The following is a 14,744-nucleotide window of genomic DNA, read 5'->3' as shown; positions in this document are numbered from 1 at the left end:
CGCCAACACCGTTCAAGGAATTGTCTGAATGCTGGTTGTCTCACTCGGTGGCAGTCCCAGTCAGCGCTCCCGTTCAGGGGTGCTGCTGGAGCGCTCCAAAGGTTGGTTGCAAGGGCAGGGTGTGGAAGTGGTGAGTTACCAGGTACGGGACTTCCCGGCCGAAGACTTGCTGCATGCACGCTTCGACAGCCCGAAGGTGCTCGACCTGCTGCAACAGATTGAAAACGCCGATGGCCTGCTGATCGCCACGCCGGTTTACAAGGCCTCTTTTTCCGGCGCGCTGAAAACCGTGCTGGACCTGCTGCCCGAGCGCGCTCTGAGCCACAAGGTGGTGCTGCCGATGGCGACCGGAGGCAGCATCGCTCACATGCTGGCGGTGGATTACGCGCTCAAGCCGGTGTTGTCGGCCCTGAAAGCCGAAGAGCTGCTGCAGGGGATATTCGCGGTCGACAGCCAGATCGCTTATGGCGAAGGCAGTGTGGCGGCGCAGCTCGCTCCGGAGTTGGAGCATCGCTTGAACGAGTCGCTGGAGCTGTTTTTCCACGCCATGGCCAGACGGCCCAAACCGCTTGATCCGAACCTGTTGAGTGACCGTTTATTAAGTGCTCGCTGGAGCATTTGAGCCTTACGCGAAATACGCCCCACCCAAAAATTGAAGTACTGGCCTTACTCGCCCGCCAACGGGCAAGCAGGTGCAGCCAAAACCCAACTGCAAAAAGGAGAGCGCCATGCGCCCTGTCATTTTGCGTCGTGGTCTGGTCGCTCTGTTTGCTGCGGCTGTCACCTTCGGCGCCATTACTCAAGCCCAAGCTGAAACGCTACGAATCGGCTATCAGAAATACGGCACCCTGGTGCTGCTCAAAGCCAAAGGCACCCTGGAAAAACGCCTCGCCGCCCAAGGCGTGGACGTGCAATGGACTGAATTCCCCGGCGGCCCGCAACTGCTCGAAGGCCTGAACGTCGGCTCCATCGACTTCGGCGTGACCGGCGAAACCCCGCCGGTGTTCGCTCAAGCGGCCGGCGCCGATCTGCTCTACGTCGCCTACGAACCGCCAGCGCCCCACAGCGAAGCGATCTTGGTGCCGAAAGACTCGCCGATCAAATCGGTGGCCGAGCTCAAGGGCAAGAAAGTCGCCCTGAACAAAGGCTCCAACGTGCACTACCTGCTGGTTCGTGCGCTGGAAGACGCCGGCCTCAAGTACACCGATATCCAGACCGTATTCCTGCCACCGGCCGATGCCCGTGCGGCGTTCGAGCGCGGCAGCGTTGATGCCTGGGTCATCTGGGACCCGTACCAGGCCGCCGCCGAACAGCAACTGCAAGCGCGCACCCTGCGCGATGGCCAGGGCATCGTCGACAACCATCAGTTCTACCTGGCGACCAAGCCTTACGCGCAAAAGAATCCCGAGGTGATCAAGACCCTGGTGGAAGAAGTGCGTGGGGTCGGCGAGTGGTCCAAGGCCAACCCGCAGGACGTGACGCAACAGGTGTCGCCACTGCTGGGCCTGCCGGCGGACATCACCCTGACCTCGGTTAAACGCCAGGGCTACGGTGCGCTGTTCCTCACCCCGGAAGTGGTCGCCGCGCAGCAGAAAATCGCCGACAGCTTCTACCAGCTCAAGCTGATTCCTAAGCCGTTGAGCATCAAAGACGTGATCTGGACGCCGCCGGCGGCCGTTGCCAAATCTCAATAACGATAGCCCCGTAACCGATTCCCCCAAGGAGACCACTCCATGAGCCTCAATATTTTCTGGTTCCTGCCCACCCACGGCGACGGCCATTACCTTGGCACCGCCGAAGGCGCCCGAGCCGTCGACCACGGCTATCTGCAACAAGTCGCGCAAGCGGCCGATCGCCTGGGCTTCGGCGGGGTGCTGATCCCGACCGGTCGCTCCTGCGAAGACTCGTGGCTGGTGGCGGCGTCGCTGATCCCGGTGACCCAGCGCCTGAAATTCCTGGTCGCCCTGCGCCCCGGGATCATTTCCCCGACGGTGGCGGCGCGTCAGGCGGCGACCCTCGATCGTTTGTCCGGCGGGCGGGCGCTGTTCAACCTGGTGACCGGCGGCGATCCGGAAGAATTGGCCGGCGACGGTCTATTCCTCAGTCATGAAGAGCGCTATCAGGCTTCGGTGGAATTCACCCGCATCTGGCGTCGAGTGCTGGAAGGCGAAACCGTCGATTACGACGGCCAGCACATCAGCGTGAAAGGCGCCAAGCTGCTCTATCCGCCGATCCAGCAACCGCGTCCGCCGCTGTATTTCGGTGGCTCGTCGGAAGCGGCGCAGGACCTGGCGGCAGAGCAGGTGGAAATGGTCCTGACCTGGGGCGAACCACCGGCCGCCGTCGCCGAGAAGATCGCGCAGGTGCGCGCCAAGGCCGCCAAGCTCGGGCGTACCGTGCGTTTCGGTATTCGCCTGCATGTGATCGTGCGTGAAACCAATGCCGAGGCCTGGCAAGCGGCGGATCGCCTGATCTCGCACCTGGACGACGACACCATCGCCCGGGCCCAGGCTTCGCTTGCGCGTTTCGACTCTGTGGGTCAGCAACGCATGGCGGCGCTGCATGGTGGCAGTCGCGACAACCTGGAAGTCAGCCCCAACCTGTGGGCCGGTGTCGGCCTGGTGCGCGGCGGTGCCGGGACGGCGCTGGTGGGTGACGGTCCGACCGTGGCTGCTCGCGTCAAGGAGTACGCGGACCTGGGCATCGACACCTTCATTTTCTCCGGTTATCCACACCTGGAAGAGTCGTACCGCGTCGCCGAACTGCTGTTCCCGCACCTTGATGTCGAGCGCCCCGAGCTGCCGAAGAGCGCGGGTTACGTCAGCCCGTTTGGCGAGATGGTGGCCAACGACATTCTTCCCAAAGCGGCGTCCCAGAGCTGAGGCGCGCCATGAAGAAAATCATTCACAGCCTCGCGCCCTGGGCGTTACCGGTGTTGTTGCTGGCGGTGTGGCAGTTGTCGGTGTCGGCGGGCTGGTTGTCGACGCGGATTCTGCCGGCGCCCATCGCGGTGATCGAAGCCGGCATCAGCCTGGTGCGCAGCGGCGAGATCTGGACGCACCTGGCCATCAGCGGCTGGCGCGCCGCGCTGGGCTTCGCCATCGGCGGCAGTATCGGCCTGGCACTGGGCTTCATCACCGGCCTGTCGAAATGGGGCGAGCGCCTGCTCGACAGCTCGGTGCAGATGATCCGCAACGTGCCGCATCTGGCGCTGATTCCACTGGTGATCCTGTGGTTCGGCATCGACGAGTCGGCGAAGATTTTCCTGGTGGCGCTGGGGACCTTGTTCCCGATTTATCTCAACACCTATCACGGTATTCGTAACGTCGATCCGGCGTTGGTGGAAATGTCGCGCAGCTATGGCTTGTCCGGCTTCAGCCTGTTCCGCCAGGTGATTCTGCCGGGGGCGCTGCCTTCGATTCTGGTCGGCGTGCGCTTCGCCCTGGGCTTCATGTGGTTGACGTTGATCGTGGCGGAAACCATTAGCGCCAGTTCCGGCATCGGTTATCTGGCGATGAATGCCCGGGAGTTCCTGCAGACCGACGTGGTGGTGCTGGCGATTCTGCTGTACGCGGTGCTCGGCAAGCTGGCCGACCTCGCGGCCCGTGGACTTGAGCGTGTGTGGTTGCGCTGGCACCCGGCCTATCAGGTCGCCAAGGGAGGTGCCGCATGACCGCTCAACAACCTCCACGCCTGCTGCGCGGGATTCCGCTGGCGGTGCGCAAGCTGCAAAAAACCTTTGGCTCGCGGCAGGTGCTGCGCGAGATCGACCTGCACATTCCCGCCGGTCAGTTCGTTGCCGTGGTCGGCCGCAGTGGCTGCGGCAAAAGCACCTTGCTGCGCTTGCTGGCCGGTCTCGACCAGCCCACGGGCGGTCAATTGCTGGCCGGCTCCGCGGCGCTGAGCGAGGCACGGGAAGACACACGACTGATGTTTCAGGAAGCGCGTCTGCTGCCCTGGAAAAGGATCATCGATAACGTCGGCCTGGGGCTCAAGGGCAACTGGCGGCCCCAGGCACTTGAGGCATTGGAGGCCGTCGGCCTGGCGGATCGTGCCAATGAGTGGCCGGCGGCGTTGTCCGGCGGGCAGAAGCAGCGTGTGGCGCTGGCTCGCGCGCTGATCCATCAACCGCGTCTGTTGTTGCTCGACGAGCCGCTGGGCGCTCTGGACGCCTTGACCCGCATCGAGATGCAGCAATTGATCGAACGGCTCTGGCAGCAGCACGGCTTCACGGTGTTGCTGGTCACCCACGACGTCAGCGAAGCGGTGGCGATTGCCGATCGGGTGATCCTGATCGAAGACGGCGAAGTCGGCCTCGACCTGCACGTGGAACTGCCGCGCCCTCGGGTTCGCGGTTCCCATCGGCTGGCGGCGCTGGAAACCGAAGTGCTCAATCGCGTGCTGTCACTGCCCGGTCAACCGCCGGAACCGGAACCTGTTTCACCCTTGCCTACGCAGTTGCGTTGGGCCCAATAACTCAAGCCTTATCCCACGACAGGAATCACATCATGACTATCAAAGCCATCAACGTACGCAACCAGTTCAAAGGCTCCATCAAGGAAATCGTCCTGGGCGATGTGCTGTCGGAAATCGACGTGCAGACCGCCTCCGGCATCGTCACTTCGGTCATCACCACCCGCTCGGTGAAAGAGCTGGAACTGGCGGTGGGCAGCGAAGTGATCGCCTTCGTGAAATCCACCGAGGTATCGATCGCCAAGTTGTAAGCCTGTGCGTAAACGACAACCCCGAAGGGTTTGAGCCCTTCGGGGTTTTTTATTTCAGGGCGCTCGATAAGTAGCTTTGTCCAGGGATAACCACATCTCTGTTGGTTTTATGAGGTGCTATAGTGCTGCTTAACGTGTTTTAACAGCATCAGGATGCGCTTTATGAGCGATTTTTTTCCTCTCGAATGTGCTGATAGCCTCTATTCCATCGGGCTTTTGGTCAAGCAGCGGCGCCTACAGCATAAGCAGCGGCAAAAAGACCTTGCGGCAAGCCTGTCGATGTCCGAGAGGACCGTGAGGAAAATCGAGGCCGGCGATCCTTCGGTGGAGCTGCGTTCTTTCATGTTGGTGCTGTGGCAATTGGGTCTGGTCCAAGAGGTGTTTCAGAACCTTCAGGCCAAACCGATCACTGTGCTTAATGCCTTTGACTCCTCGAACGCCCGGCGCGTCCGCCTGCCCAAAGCCAGGGAGGATTTTTGATGGCCAGGGCCTACATCTACATGGAGCATCCTGAAACCGGGCAGGTGATTACGCTCGGACGGCTGATTCTCAGCAATGGTGTGGGTGAATTCACCTACGACCCCGATTACGTGGCCACGAAGGGTTGGGTGCCAGATCACATTCGATACCCGCTGCGCGCGCAGCCTTTCTCGGGCATCACGAAAAATCGTGGCGTGCCCGGGTTCATCAACGATGCCATGCCTGATGGCTGGGGTGAGCGGGTGCTGCATGACCTGCATCGAACCGATCTGGATACGCTCGATTACCTGCTCAAATCCCCCAACAATGATCGCGCCGGGAACTTGATGGCCGGGCAGACACGGCATCCGCCTGAAGGCATCGGGCAAGAAGCATTGCCGACACTCAAAGGCCTGGCTCCCTTTATCGAAGCGACCGAAGCGATTTTTGATAATCAGCTCGATGACGAAGCCATCAAAACGCTGAAACTTCGCAAGCAACGTTCATCACTCGGTGGCGCAAGACCGAAACGAACTCTGCAGGATCAGGGGGTGTTGATTCTGGTCAAGCCACGTGACCGTTATGACGCTTGCGATGTCCCGGCGATGGAGCATGCCTGCATGACGTTTGCCGCGCTCAAGGGATTGAACGTTGCCAGGACCGGGCTGTATGCCGGGGTGCCCTCGACGCTGTTGATAAAGCGCTTCGACCGTCAGCCCCCGGCAGACGCCGGACGACGCGTGCCCATGCTCAGTGCCTTGACGTTGCTGGACGCCGAATGGAAAACCAATGACCGCAGCGCCTGGGCTTATGCCGGTTTGGCCAACGAGATGAAGCGCCGGGGAGTGCCGGACGAAGACTTGCATGAATTGTTCGTTCGCATGTGCTTCAACGCATTGGTGGGCAACGACGACGATCACCCGAAGAACCACGCGATTCTCTGGCTTGAAGGCCGCTGGCGATTGGCGCCGATGTATGACGTGGTGCCTGGGCTGGATGGTTCATCCCCGCCCAATCTTTCGATGGCGGTTGGACGGCATGGAAGAGTCATCAGTCGAGAGAACTTGCTGAGTCATTGCACGCACTTTGCGCTCACGCCTCAGCAGACGGCCGATCACCTGGATGGAGTGATCGGTTGGGAAGCGGAACTTCGTGAGCATTATGCAAGCTTGCTGGGAGGCGCCGAGCTGGAGTTGGCACTGGCAGCCATCGGCTCATTCCGAATGCAGATTTAAGGCCTCAGCCGTTTTGGCAGGTAGGGCGGCAAGTACAACCCCAGATACGCATCAAACACCCGCATCCCTTCCTCGGCCATGCGCAGGGTGATCTGCCCGTGCTGTTGCACCGAGCGTGCATAGACCCGGTCCCCCAGCTCCATGGCCAGGGCAAACACATCGACATCGTCCGGCAGCTTCGGCAATTCGAAATGGTGATCGAACAGTTTGTGCATCAGGTCGCCCAGTTCGATGTCGTGCTGACGGTCGGCCTGGGTGACTTCGGTGAGGCCGTGCTGGGCGAGGATCAACTGGCGGGCGGCGGCGTCGGCGCTGTAGATATCCAGCATGCGTTGTTCCACCAGTCGCGACAGGTCACGCCAGCTGTTGAGCGTTTGGTGATCGATGGTTGCTTGCAGGCAGGCGCGGAAGGCGGCGTGGACATCGGCAGTCAGCGCTTCGAGCAGGGCCGGGACGCTGGCGAAAAAGTGGTAGACCGAGGAGGGCGGGATCTGCGCGCGCTCGGCGACGCTGTAGATCGACAGGCAGGCCACGCCCTCGGCTGCCAACAGCGTGCGGGCCGCCTCGAGAATCGAGTCGATCCGGGCCTGGCTGGCTGCGCGGGGTTTGCGGGGGCTGGCGGTGCGCGTCATGGGAGTCTCCTGCGGGGCAGGGGGCATTGTACGAGCAGGCATCTGTGTTGTCTTGTCGGCCCCCATCGCGAGCAGGCTCGCTCCCACAGGGAACGGTGCCCGTCCATGCAGCGCGATTAACTGTAGGAGCGAGCCTGCTCGCGATCCGCCGAAGGCGGCCATAAAAAAACGCCGCAGGCTTTATCGGCCAGCGGCGTTCTTTTTTACAGCAACCGCTTAAACGGTATGCAGGTACCAGTTGTACTCAAGGTCGGAGATGGAGTGTTCGAATTCCTCCAGCTCACTCTCTTTGCACGCGACGAAGATATCGATGTATTTCGGATCGATGTACTTGGCCATGATTTCGCTGTCGTCCAGCTCGCGCAGTGCATCGCGCAGGTTGTTCGGCAGGCTCTGCTCGTTCTGCTCGTAGCTGTTGCCTTCCACCGGGGCGTTCGGCTCGATCTTGTTGACCAGGCCGTGATGCACGCCGGCCAGGACCGAAGCCATCAGCAGGTACGGGTTGGCGTCGGCACCGGCGACACGGTGTTCGATACGCACGGCGTCCGGCGAACCGGTTGGTACGCGTACGGCCACGGTACGGTTGTCGATGCCCCAGCTTGGCGAGTTCGGCACGTAGAACTGTGCGCCGAAACGACGGTAGGAGTTGACGTTCGGGCAGAGGAAAGCCATCTGCGCCGGCAGGGTCTCGAGCACACCGCCGATCGCGTGACGCAGTGCGGCGTTCTGCTCGGGATCCTCGCTGGCAAAAATGTTTTTGCCATCTTTGTCGAGCACCGAGATGTGGACGTGCAGACCATTACCCGCCTGGCCTGGGTACGGCTTGGCCATGAAGGTGGTGTCCATTTCATGGTCGTAGGCGATGTTCTTGATCAGACGCTTGAGCAGGACCGCGTAATCGCAGGCCTTGATTGGATCGGCCACGTGGTGCAGGTTCACTTCGAACTGCGCCGGCGCACTTTCCTTGACGATGGCGTCGGCCGGGATGCCTTGCTCTTTTGCACCTTCCAGAATGTCCTGGAGGCAGTCGACGTATTCGTCCAGGTCGTCGATCAGGTACACCTGGGTCGAGATCGGGCGTTTGCCGGAGATCGGCGAGCGCGGCGGCTGTGGACGGCCGTTCACGTTCTCCTGGTCGATCAGGTAGAACTCCAGTTCGAACGCGGCGCAGATGGTCAGGCCCAGCTCGTCGAACTTGGTCACGACCTGGCGCAGGACTTCCCGCGGGTCGGCGAAGAAAGGGTCACCTTCGAGTTCGTGCATGGTCATCAGCAGTTGCGCGGTCGGGCGCTTCTGCCATGGCTCGTTGCACAGGGTATCGGGGATTGGATAGCAGATTCGGTCAGCATCACCGATGTCCAGGCCCAGGCCGGTGCTTTCCACCGTCGAACCGTTGATATCCAGAGCAAAAAGAGAGGCCGGCAGGTTGATGCCTTTCTCGTAAACCTTGTGGAGGCTGGTGCGTTCGATGCGCTTGCCGCGCACCACACCATTCATATCCGCAATCAGAAGGTCAACGTACAGAACCTCAGGATGTTCCTTAAGGAACGCGTTCGCTTCGTTGAGCTGAACGGCACGCGGGGGTACCGACATGATGCAACACCTTTGTTGTTAAAAATATCAATCATTGATCTTTTCGGATTCCAGTCAACCCGAACGGCATGCCGAAGTCAAGCGAGGCCTTTTTTGCCCTCAAAAAGGGCTCGTGTGGCTTTTTTGAGGCACTTTGGGGCGTTTTTATAGCCACTGACGCTATGACTTCCGCAGGCTTGAGCGGGCCGTGTTGTATTTTTTACGGGGGTGTTGTGTAAAAAAATGAACAAGGCTAAGCTCGGATCAAACCCATAACAGCAATAATACCGGGGTGCTTCATGTCTCGCCTGCCGATAATCGGCGTCACCGCCTGCTCTGCGCAGAACGGTTTGCATGCTTATCACATCCATGGCGACCTTCTGGTCGACACCCGGGCCTTCGCGGCCAAGGGCCTGTCGGCAATCTCCGCTTCCCCGGCGAAGGGCTCATCCCCGTCCGTTATTCTGGACGGCGTCGATGGCACACCCATTACGGTTACTCCAATCAATATAGAACCGATTCACAATAGCGGCTCGGCCTTCGTGCAGGGTTCCGCTCTCGATTCTGCACGCCCTGTATTTGCCGGGCTGTCTGCAAATGATTCGATAGCCTGTGGTAGATACATAGTTCAACGCGACGCCGATGCGTCAAACATCGCCTGACACACAGGTGTCAGGAAACTCAAAGCCTAGAGGCATTTATGAGTAACAACCTCGACCAGCTCACTGATTGGCTGAAAAGCCACAAGATCACAGAAGTCGAATGCATGATCGCGGACCTGACCGGGATTACCCGGGGCAAGATTTCGCCGACCAACAAATTCATCGCCGAAAAAGGCATGCGTCTGCCAGAGAGCGTGCTGTTGCAGACCGTGACCGGCGATTACGTCGAAGACGACATCTATTACGAGCTGCTCGACCCGGCCGACATCGACATGATCTGCCGCCCCGACCAGAACGCCGTGTACTCGGTGCCCTGGGCCATCGAGCCGACCGCCATCGTCATCCACGACACCTACGACAAGCAGGGCAACCCGATCGAGCTGTCGCCGCGCAACGTGCTCAAGAAGGTCCTGAAACTCTATGCCGACAAGGGCTGGCAGCCGATCGTGGCGCCGGAAATGGAGTTCTACCTGACCAAGCGCAGCGACGACCCGGACTATCCGCTGCAACCGCCGATCGGTCGTTCCGGACGCCCTGAAATCGGGCGCCAGTCGTTCTCCATCGAAGCGGCGAACGAATTCGACCCGCTGTTTGAAGACGTCTACGACTGGTGCGAACTGCAGGAACTGGACCTCGACACGCTGATCCACGAAGACGGCACGGCGCAGATGGAAATCAACTTCCGTCACGGCGATGCGTTGTCCCTGGCCGACCAGATCCTGGTGTTCAAGCGCACCATGCGCGAAGCCGCGCTCAAGCACGACGTGGCGGCGACCTTCATGGCCAAGCCGATGACCGGTGAGCCGGGCAGTGCCATGCACTTGCACCAGAGCATCATCGACATCGAGACCGGCAAGAACATCTTCTCCAACGAAGACGGGACCATGAGCCAGCTGTTCCTGCAGCACATCGGTGGCCTGCAGAAACTGATTCCCGAGCTGTTGCCGCTGTTCGCCCCGAACGTGAACTCGTTCCGCCGCTTCCTGCCGGACACCTCGGCACCGGTGAACGTGGAGTGGGGCGAAGAGAACCGCACCGTGGGCCTGCGGGTTCCGGATGCCGGGCCGCAAAACCGTCGGGTGGAAAACCGCCTGCCGGGCGCCGATGCCAACCCGTACCTGGCAATCGCCGCGAGCCTGCTCTGCGGCTACATCGGCATGGTTGAAGGCATCAACCCGAGCGCGCCGGTGGTGGGCCGTGGTTATGAGCGTCGCAACCTGCGCCTGCCGCTGACCATCGAAGATGCGCTGGAGCGCATGGAAAACAGCTCGACCATCGAGAAATACCTGGGCAAAAACTTCATCACTGGCTACGTCGCGGTCAAGCGGGCCGAGCATGAAAACTTCAAGCGCGTCATCAGTTCGTGGGAACGGGAATTCCTGCTATTCGCCGTCTGATGCGCCGGGCGCTGCCGCTATCGGGCAGCGCTTTAACCTGATTTTTTTAGGAGATTCGTATGACCAGCAACAACCCGCAAACCCGTGAATGGCAAGCCCTGAGCAACGATCACCACCTGGCTCCGTTCAGCGACTTCAAACAGCTGAAAGAGAAAGGCCCGCGGATCATCACCAATGCCAAGGGCGTTTACCTGTGGGACAGCGAAGGCAACAAGATTCTCGACGGCATGGCCGGCCTGTGGTGCGTGGCGGTCGGCTACGGTCGCGATGAGCTGGCGGACGCTGCCAGCAAGCAAATGCGCGAGCTGCCTTACTACAACCTGTTCTTCCAGACCGCGCACCCGCCTGCCCTGGAACTGGCCAAGTCCATCGCCGATGTCGCGCCAGAGGGCATGAACCACGTGTTCTTCACCGGTTCCGGTTCCGAAGGCAACGACACCATGCTGCGCATGGTTCGCCACTACTGGGCAATCAAGGGCCAGCCGAACAAGAAAGTCATCATCAGCCGCAAGAACGGCTATCACGGTTCCACCGTGGCCGGCGCGAGCCTGGGCGGCATGACCTACATGCACGAGCAGGGCGACTTGCCGATCCCGGGCATCGTCCACATCGCCCAGCCGTACTGGTTCGCCGAAGGCGGCGACATGACCCCGGAAGAGTTCGGCATCTGGGCGGCCAATCAGCTGGAAGAGAAAATTCTGGAAGTCGGCGTCGACAACGTCGGTGCCTTTATTGCCGAGCCGATCCAGGGCGCCGGTGGCGTAATCATTCCGCCAGACACCTACTGGCCGCGCATCAAGGAAATCCTCGCCAAGTACGACATCCTGTTCGTGGCGGACGAAGTGATTTGCGGTTTCGGCCGTACCGGTGAGTGGTTCGGCAGCGATTTCTACGACCTCAAGCCCGACATGATGACCATCGCCAAAGGCCTGACCTCCGGCTACATCCCGATGGGTGGCCTGATCGTGCGCGATGAAGTGGTGGCGGTGCTCAACGAAGGTGGCGATTTCAACCACGGCTTCACCTACTCCGGTCACCCGGTGGCGGCCGCTGTGGGTCTGGAAAACATCCGTATCCTGCGCGACGAGAAAATTGTCGAGCGCGTCAAGTCGGAAACGGCACCGTATTTGCAGAAACGTCTGCGCGAGCTGAACGATCACCCGCTGGTGGGCGAAGTGCGTGGCGTGGGTCTGTTGGGGGCCATCGAACTGGTTCAGGACAAGGCCACGCGCAAGCGCTACGAAGGCAAGGGCGTTGGCATGATCTGCCGGCAGTTCTGCTTTGATAACGGGCTGATCATGCGCGCCGTGGGCGACACCATGATCATCGCGCCACCGCTGGTGATCAGCAAAGAAGAGGTCGATGAGTTGGTGACCAAGGCCCGCAAGTGCCTGGACCTGACCCTGAGTGCGTTGCAGGGCTAAGTGCTAGGCTCTGAGCGGGATAGATGAAACTTTCGCACAGGGCATCCTTAAACGGCGGCCTTTCCTTGAAAGACCGCCGTGGATCTTGCCAGACTAGCCGCGGTTCCAGTCGTCCAGGTTCGGCCGCTGAACAAAGTGGTTCAAAAAAAGAAAAATTTGGAGCATTACGCATGAAGGCATTCGGAAAAAAGCTTGCTGGCAAGACTCTCCTCGCCATGTCCCTGATGGGCGTGATGGCGGGTGCGGTCCAGGCGGACGACAAGGTGTTGCACGTCTATAACTGGTCCGACTACATCGCTCCGGACACCATCAAGAAGTTTGAAGACGAGTCGGGCATCAAAGTGGTCTACGACGTCTTCGACAGTAACGAAACCCTGGAAGCCAAGTTGCTGGCAGGCAAGTCCGGCTACGACATCGTCGTACCGTCGAACAACTTCCTGGCCAAGCAGATCAAGGCCGGCGTTTACCAGAAGCTGGACAAATCCAAGCTGCCTAACTGGGATAACCTGAACAAGGATCTGCTCAAGGCCGTATCGGTCAGCGACCCGGGTAACGAACACGCCTTCCCTTACATGTGGGGCTCGATCGGCATCGGCTACAACGCCGAGAAGGTCAAGGCCGCACTGGGCGCCGACGCTCCAGTCGACTCCTGGGACCTGATCTTCAAGCCTGAAAACGCCGCCAAGCTGAAGTCCTGCGGCATCAGCCTGCTGGACTCGCCAACCGAGATGATTCCGGTGGCGCTGCACTACCTGGGCCTGCCGACCGACACCCAGAAGCAGGAAGACATCAAGAAAGCCCAGGACCTGATCATGAAGGTTCGTCCTTCGATCGCTTACTTCCACTCGTCCAAGTACATCTCGGACCTTGCCAACGGCAACATCTGCGTGGCCGTGGGTTACTCGGGTGACGTGTACCAGGCCAAGTCCCGCGCGGCTGAAGCCGGTGACAAGGTGAAAGTCAGCTACAACATTCCGAAAGAAGGTGCTGGCAGCTTCTACGACATGGTCGCCATCCCTAAAGATGCCGAAAACGTCGAAGGCGCCTACAAGTTCATGACCTTCCTGCAGAAGCCGGAAATCATGGCCGAGATCACCAACGCCGTACGTTTCCCGAACGGTAACGCCGCTGCCACGCCACTGGTCGATAAAGACATCACCAGCGACCCGGGCGTTTACCCACCGGCTGATGTACTGGCCAAGCTGTACGCCATTGCCGACTTGCCGGCTGCGACCCAGCGGATCATGACCCGTACCTGGACCACCATTAAGTCCGGTAAGTAATAAGTAAAACCCTGTAGGAGCGAGCCTGCTCGCGATGAACCTGAGAGCACCGCTGGGTGTCAGGCACCCAGCGTTATCGTTGACGACCATCGCGAGCAGGCTCGCTCCTACAGTTATCCGTATAAAAGTTTTGCTGGAATGGTTTTTCGAGGGTAAGTTGCGCGCCGGTTTTGTTGCCATGCAGCCACGGCTGTCATGTAACGCGGGGCAACTTGGGCCCAACTAATTTTAGAGGACCTCCACTTGCCTATTTCTTCTTTGTTGCGCAATGCCATGCTGTTCGGCGCCGGACTGACGCTTGCCGCCAGTGTCCAGGCCGCCGGCACCGTGCATATTTATAACTGGTCCGATTACATCGGCGAGACCACCCTGGCCGACTTCCAGAAAGAGACCGGGATCAAGCCGGTCTATGACGTGTTTGACTCCAACGAAACCCTGGAAGGCAAGTTGCTGGCCGGGCGTACCGGCTACGACGTGGTCGTGCCATCCAACCATTTCCTGGGCAAGCAGATCAAGGCTGGCGCGTTCCAGAAGCTCGACAAGTCGCTGCTGACCAACTATTCCAACCTCGACCCGGTTCTGCTCAAGCGTCTGGAGCAGAACGACCCGGGTAACCTCTATGCCGTGCCGTACCTGTGGGGCACCAATGGCATCGGTTACAACGTCGACAAGATCAAGGCCGTACTGGGTGTCGACAAGATCGATTCCTGGGGCGTGCTGTTCGAGCCGGAAAACATCAAGAAGCTGCACAGCTGTGGCGTAGCGTTCCTGGATTCGGCGGATGAAATGATGCCGACCGTCCTCAACTACATGGGCCTCAATGCCAACAGCACCAACCCTGACGACTACAAGAAGGCCACCGACAAGCTGCTCTCGGTGCGCCCTTACGTGACCTACTTCCACTCCTCCAAATACATCGCGGACCTGGCCAACGGCGACATCTGTGTGGCGATCGGTTTCTCCGGCGACATCTTCCAGGCCAAACACCGTGCCGAAGAAGCCAAGAAAGGCGTGAACATCGCCTACTCGATTCCGAAAGAGGGTGGTGCGCTCTGGTTCGACATGCTGGCGATCCCCAAGGATTCGAAGAACGTCAAGGAGGCCCACGCCTTCATCAACTATTTGCTGAAGCCTGAGGTGATTGCCCAGGTCAGTGATTACGTCGGCTATGCCAACCCTAACCCGGGGTCGGACAAACTGATGGAACAGTCCATTCGTACCGACGAAGCGGTTTATCCACCGCAAGAGGTGCTCGACAAGACTTACGTGTCGGTCGAGTTGCCGCCAAACATTCAACGCTTGATGACCCGCAGCTGGACCACGGTCAAGACGGGCAAATAGCTTCAAGGCTCAAAC

General features: G+C 59.9%; 15 protein-coding genes. 13 read left to right on the top strand and 2 right to left on the bottom strand.

The features are described from left to right. Positions 1-28: 28 nt before the first annotated feature. The 8 genes from ssuE to DKY63_RS18625 all read left to right on the top strand — a co-directional run bounded on the left by ssuE (position 29) and on the right by DKY63_RS18625 (position 6,418). Positions 29-622 carry an NADPH-dependent FMN reductase gene (ssuE, locus tag DKY63_RS18660; RefSeq protein WP_110965428.1) on the top strand — a complete coding sequence of 198 codons (594 nt, stop codon included), beginning with the start codon at positions 29-31 and terminating at the stop codon, positions 620-622. A 106-nt stretch (positions 623-728) separates the two neighbouring features. Beyond that, complete coding sequence (locus DKY63_RS18655) at positions 729-1,694, top strand: sulfonate ABC transporter substrate-binding protein (protein ID WP_110965427.1); 966 nt, start codon at positions 729-731, stop codon at positions 1,692-1,694. Positions 1,695-1,733: 39 nt separating this feature from the next. Beyond that, positions 1,734-2,882: an FMNH2-dependent alkanesulfonate monooxygenase gene (ssuD, locus tag DKY63_RS18650; protein ID WP_110965426.1), complete on the top strand. Its 1,149-nt coding sequence runs from the start codon at positions 1,734-1,736 to the stop codon at positions 2,880-2,882. 8 nt (positions 2,883-2,890) lie between these two features. Beyond that, entirely contained in the window at positions 2,891-3,673 is a 783-nt protein-coding gene (gene ssuC / locus DKY63_RS18645; protein ID WP_110965425.1) for an aliphatic sulfonate ABC transporter permease SsuC, read from the top strand. Then, positions 3,670-4,476, top strand: a complete 807-nt coding sequence (gene ssuB, locus DKY63_RS18640; RefSeq protein WP_110965424.1) for an aliphatic sulfonates ABC transporter ATP-binding protein — start codon at positions 3,670-3,672, stop codon at positions 4,474-4,476. The genes ssuC and ssuB overlap by 4 nt, the downstream gene beginning before the upstream one ends. Before the next feature lie 32 nt (positions 4,477-4,508). Then, the gene (locus tag DKY63_RS18635) at positions 4,509-4,724 is read left to right on the top strand and encodes a TOBE domain-containing protein (protein ID WP_007967989.1); all 216 of its coding nucleotides are present in this window, start codon (positions 4,509-4,511) and stop codon (positions 4,722-4,724) included. Between the two features lie 162 nt (positions 4,725-4,886). After that, complete coding sequence (locus DKY63_RS18630; RefSeq protein ID WP_110965423.1) at positions 4,887-5,204, top strand: XRE family transcriptional regulator; 318 nt, start codon at positions 4,887-4,889, stop codon at positions 5,202-5,204. After that, complete coding sequence (locus DKY63_RS18625; RefSeq protein ID WP_110965422.1) at positions 5,204-6,418, top strand: type II toxin-antitoxin system HipA family toxin; 1,215 nt, start codon at positions 5,204-5,206, stop codon at positions 6,416-6,418. Before DKY63_RS18630 ends, DKY63_RS18625 begins: the two co-directional genes overlap by 1 nt. Here DKY63_RS18625 and DKY63_RS18620 read toward each other — a convergent pair. Next, a complete protein-coding gene (locus DKY63_RS18620; protein ID WP_110965421.1) occupies positions 6,415-7,050 on the bottom strand; it encodes a TetR/AcrR family transcriptional regulator in 636 nt (211 codons plus the stop codon). The genes DKY63_RS18625 and DKY63_RS18620 overlap by 4 nt on opposite strands. A 216-nt stretch (positions 7,051-7,266) precedes the next feature. Next, positions 7,267-8,643, bottom strand: a complete 1,377-nt coding sequence (locus tag DKY63_RS18615; RefSeq protein ID WP_110965420.1) for a glutamine synthetase family protein — start codon at positions 8,641-8,643, stop codon at positions 7,267-7,269. A gap of 278 nt (positions 8,644-8,921) precedes the next feature. On the opposite strand from DKY63_RS18615, the gene DKY63_RS18610 reads away from it, so the two are divergent. The 5 genes from DKY63_RS18610 (at position 8,922) to DKY63_RS18590 (ending at position 14,729) form a co-directional block, all read left to right on the top strand. Further along, positions 8,922-9,284: a hypothetical protein gene (locus DKY63_RS18610; protein WP_110965419.1), complete on the top strand. Its 363-nt coding sequence runs from the start codon at positions 8,922-8,924 to the stop codon at positions 9,282-9,284. 38 nt (positions 9,285-9,322) lie between these two features. Further along, a complete protein-coding gene (locus DKY63_RS18605; RefSeq protein ID WP_110965418.1) occupies positions 9,323-10,681 on the top strand; it encodes a glutamine synthetase family protein in 1,359 nt (452 codons plus the stop codon). A gap of 59 nt (positions 10,682-10,740) precedes the next feature. Then, positions 10,741-12,105 carry an aspartate aminotransferase family protein gene (locus DKY63_RS18600; RefSeq protein WP_110965417.1) on the top strand — a complete coding sequence of 455 codons (1,365 nt, stop codon included), beginning with the start codon at positions 10,741-10,743 and terminating at the stop codon, positions 12,103-12,105. A gap of 170 nt (positions 12,106-12,275) precedes the next feature. After that, positions 12,276-13,388: a polyamine ABC transporter substrate-binding protein gene (locus tag DKY63_RS18595; protein WP_110965416.1), complete on the top strand. Its 1,113-nt coding sequence runs from the start codon at positions 12,276-12,278 to the stop codon at positions 13,386-13,388. Between the two features lie 243 nt (positions 13,389-13,631). Next, complete coding sequence (locus tag DKY63_RS18590) at positions 13,632-14,729, top strand: polyamine ABC transporter substrate-binding protein (RefSeq protein ID WP_110965415.1); 1,098 nt, start codon at positions 13,632-13,634, stop codon at positions 14,727-14,729. Positions 14,730-14,744 lie beyond the last annotated feature (15 nt).

The sequence above is a fragment of the Pseudomonas putida genome, from assembly GCF_003228315.1.
Taxonomy (GTDB): Bacteria; Pseudomonadota; Gammaproteobacteria; order Pseudomonadales; family Pseudomonadaceae; genus Aquipseudomonas; species Aquipseudomonas putida_S.
This window is presented reverse-complemented; position numbering and strand designations above follow the sequence as displayed.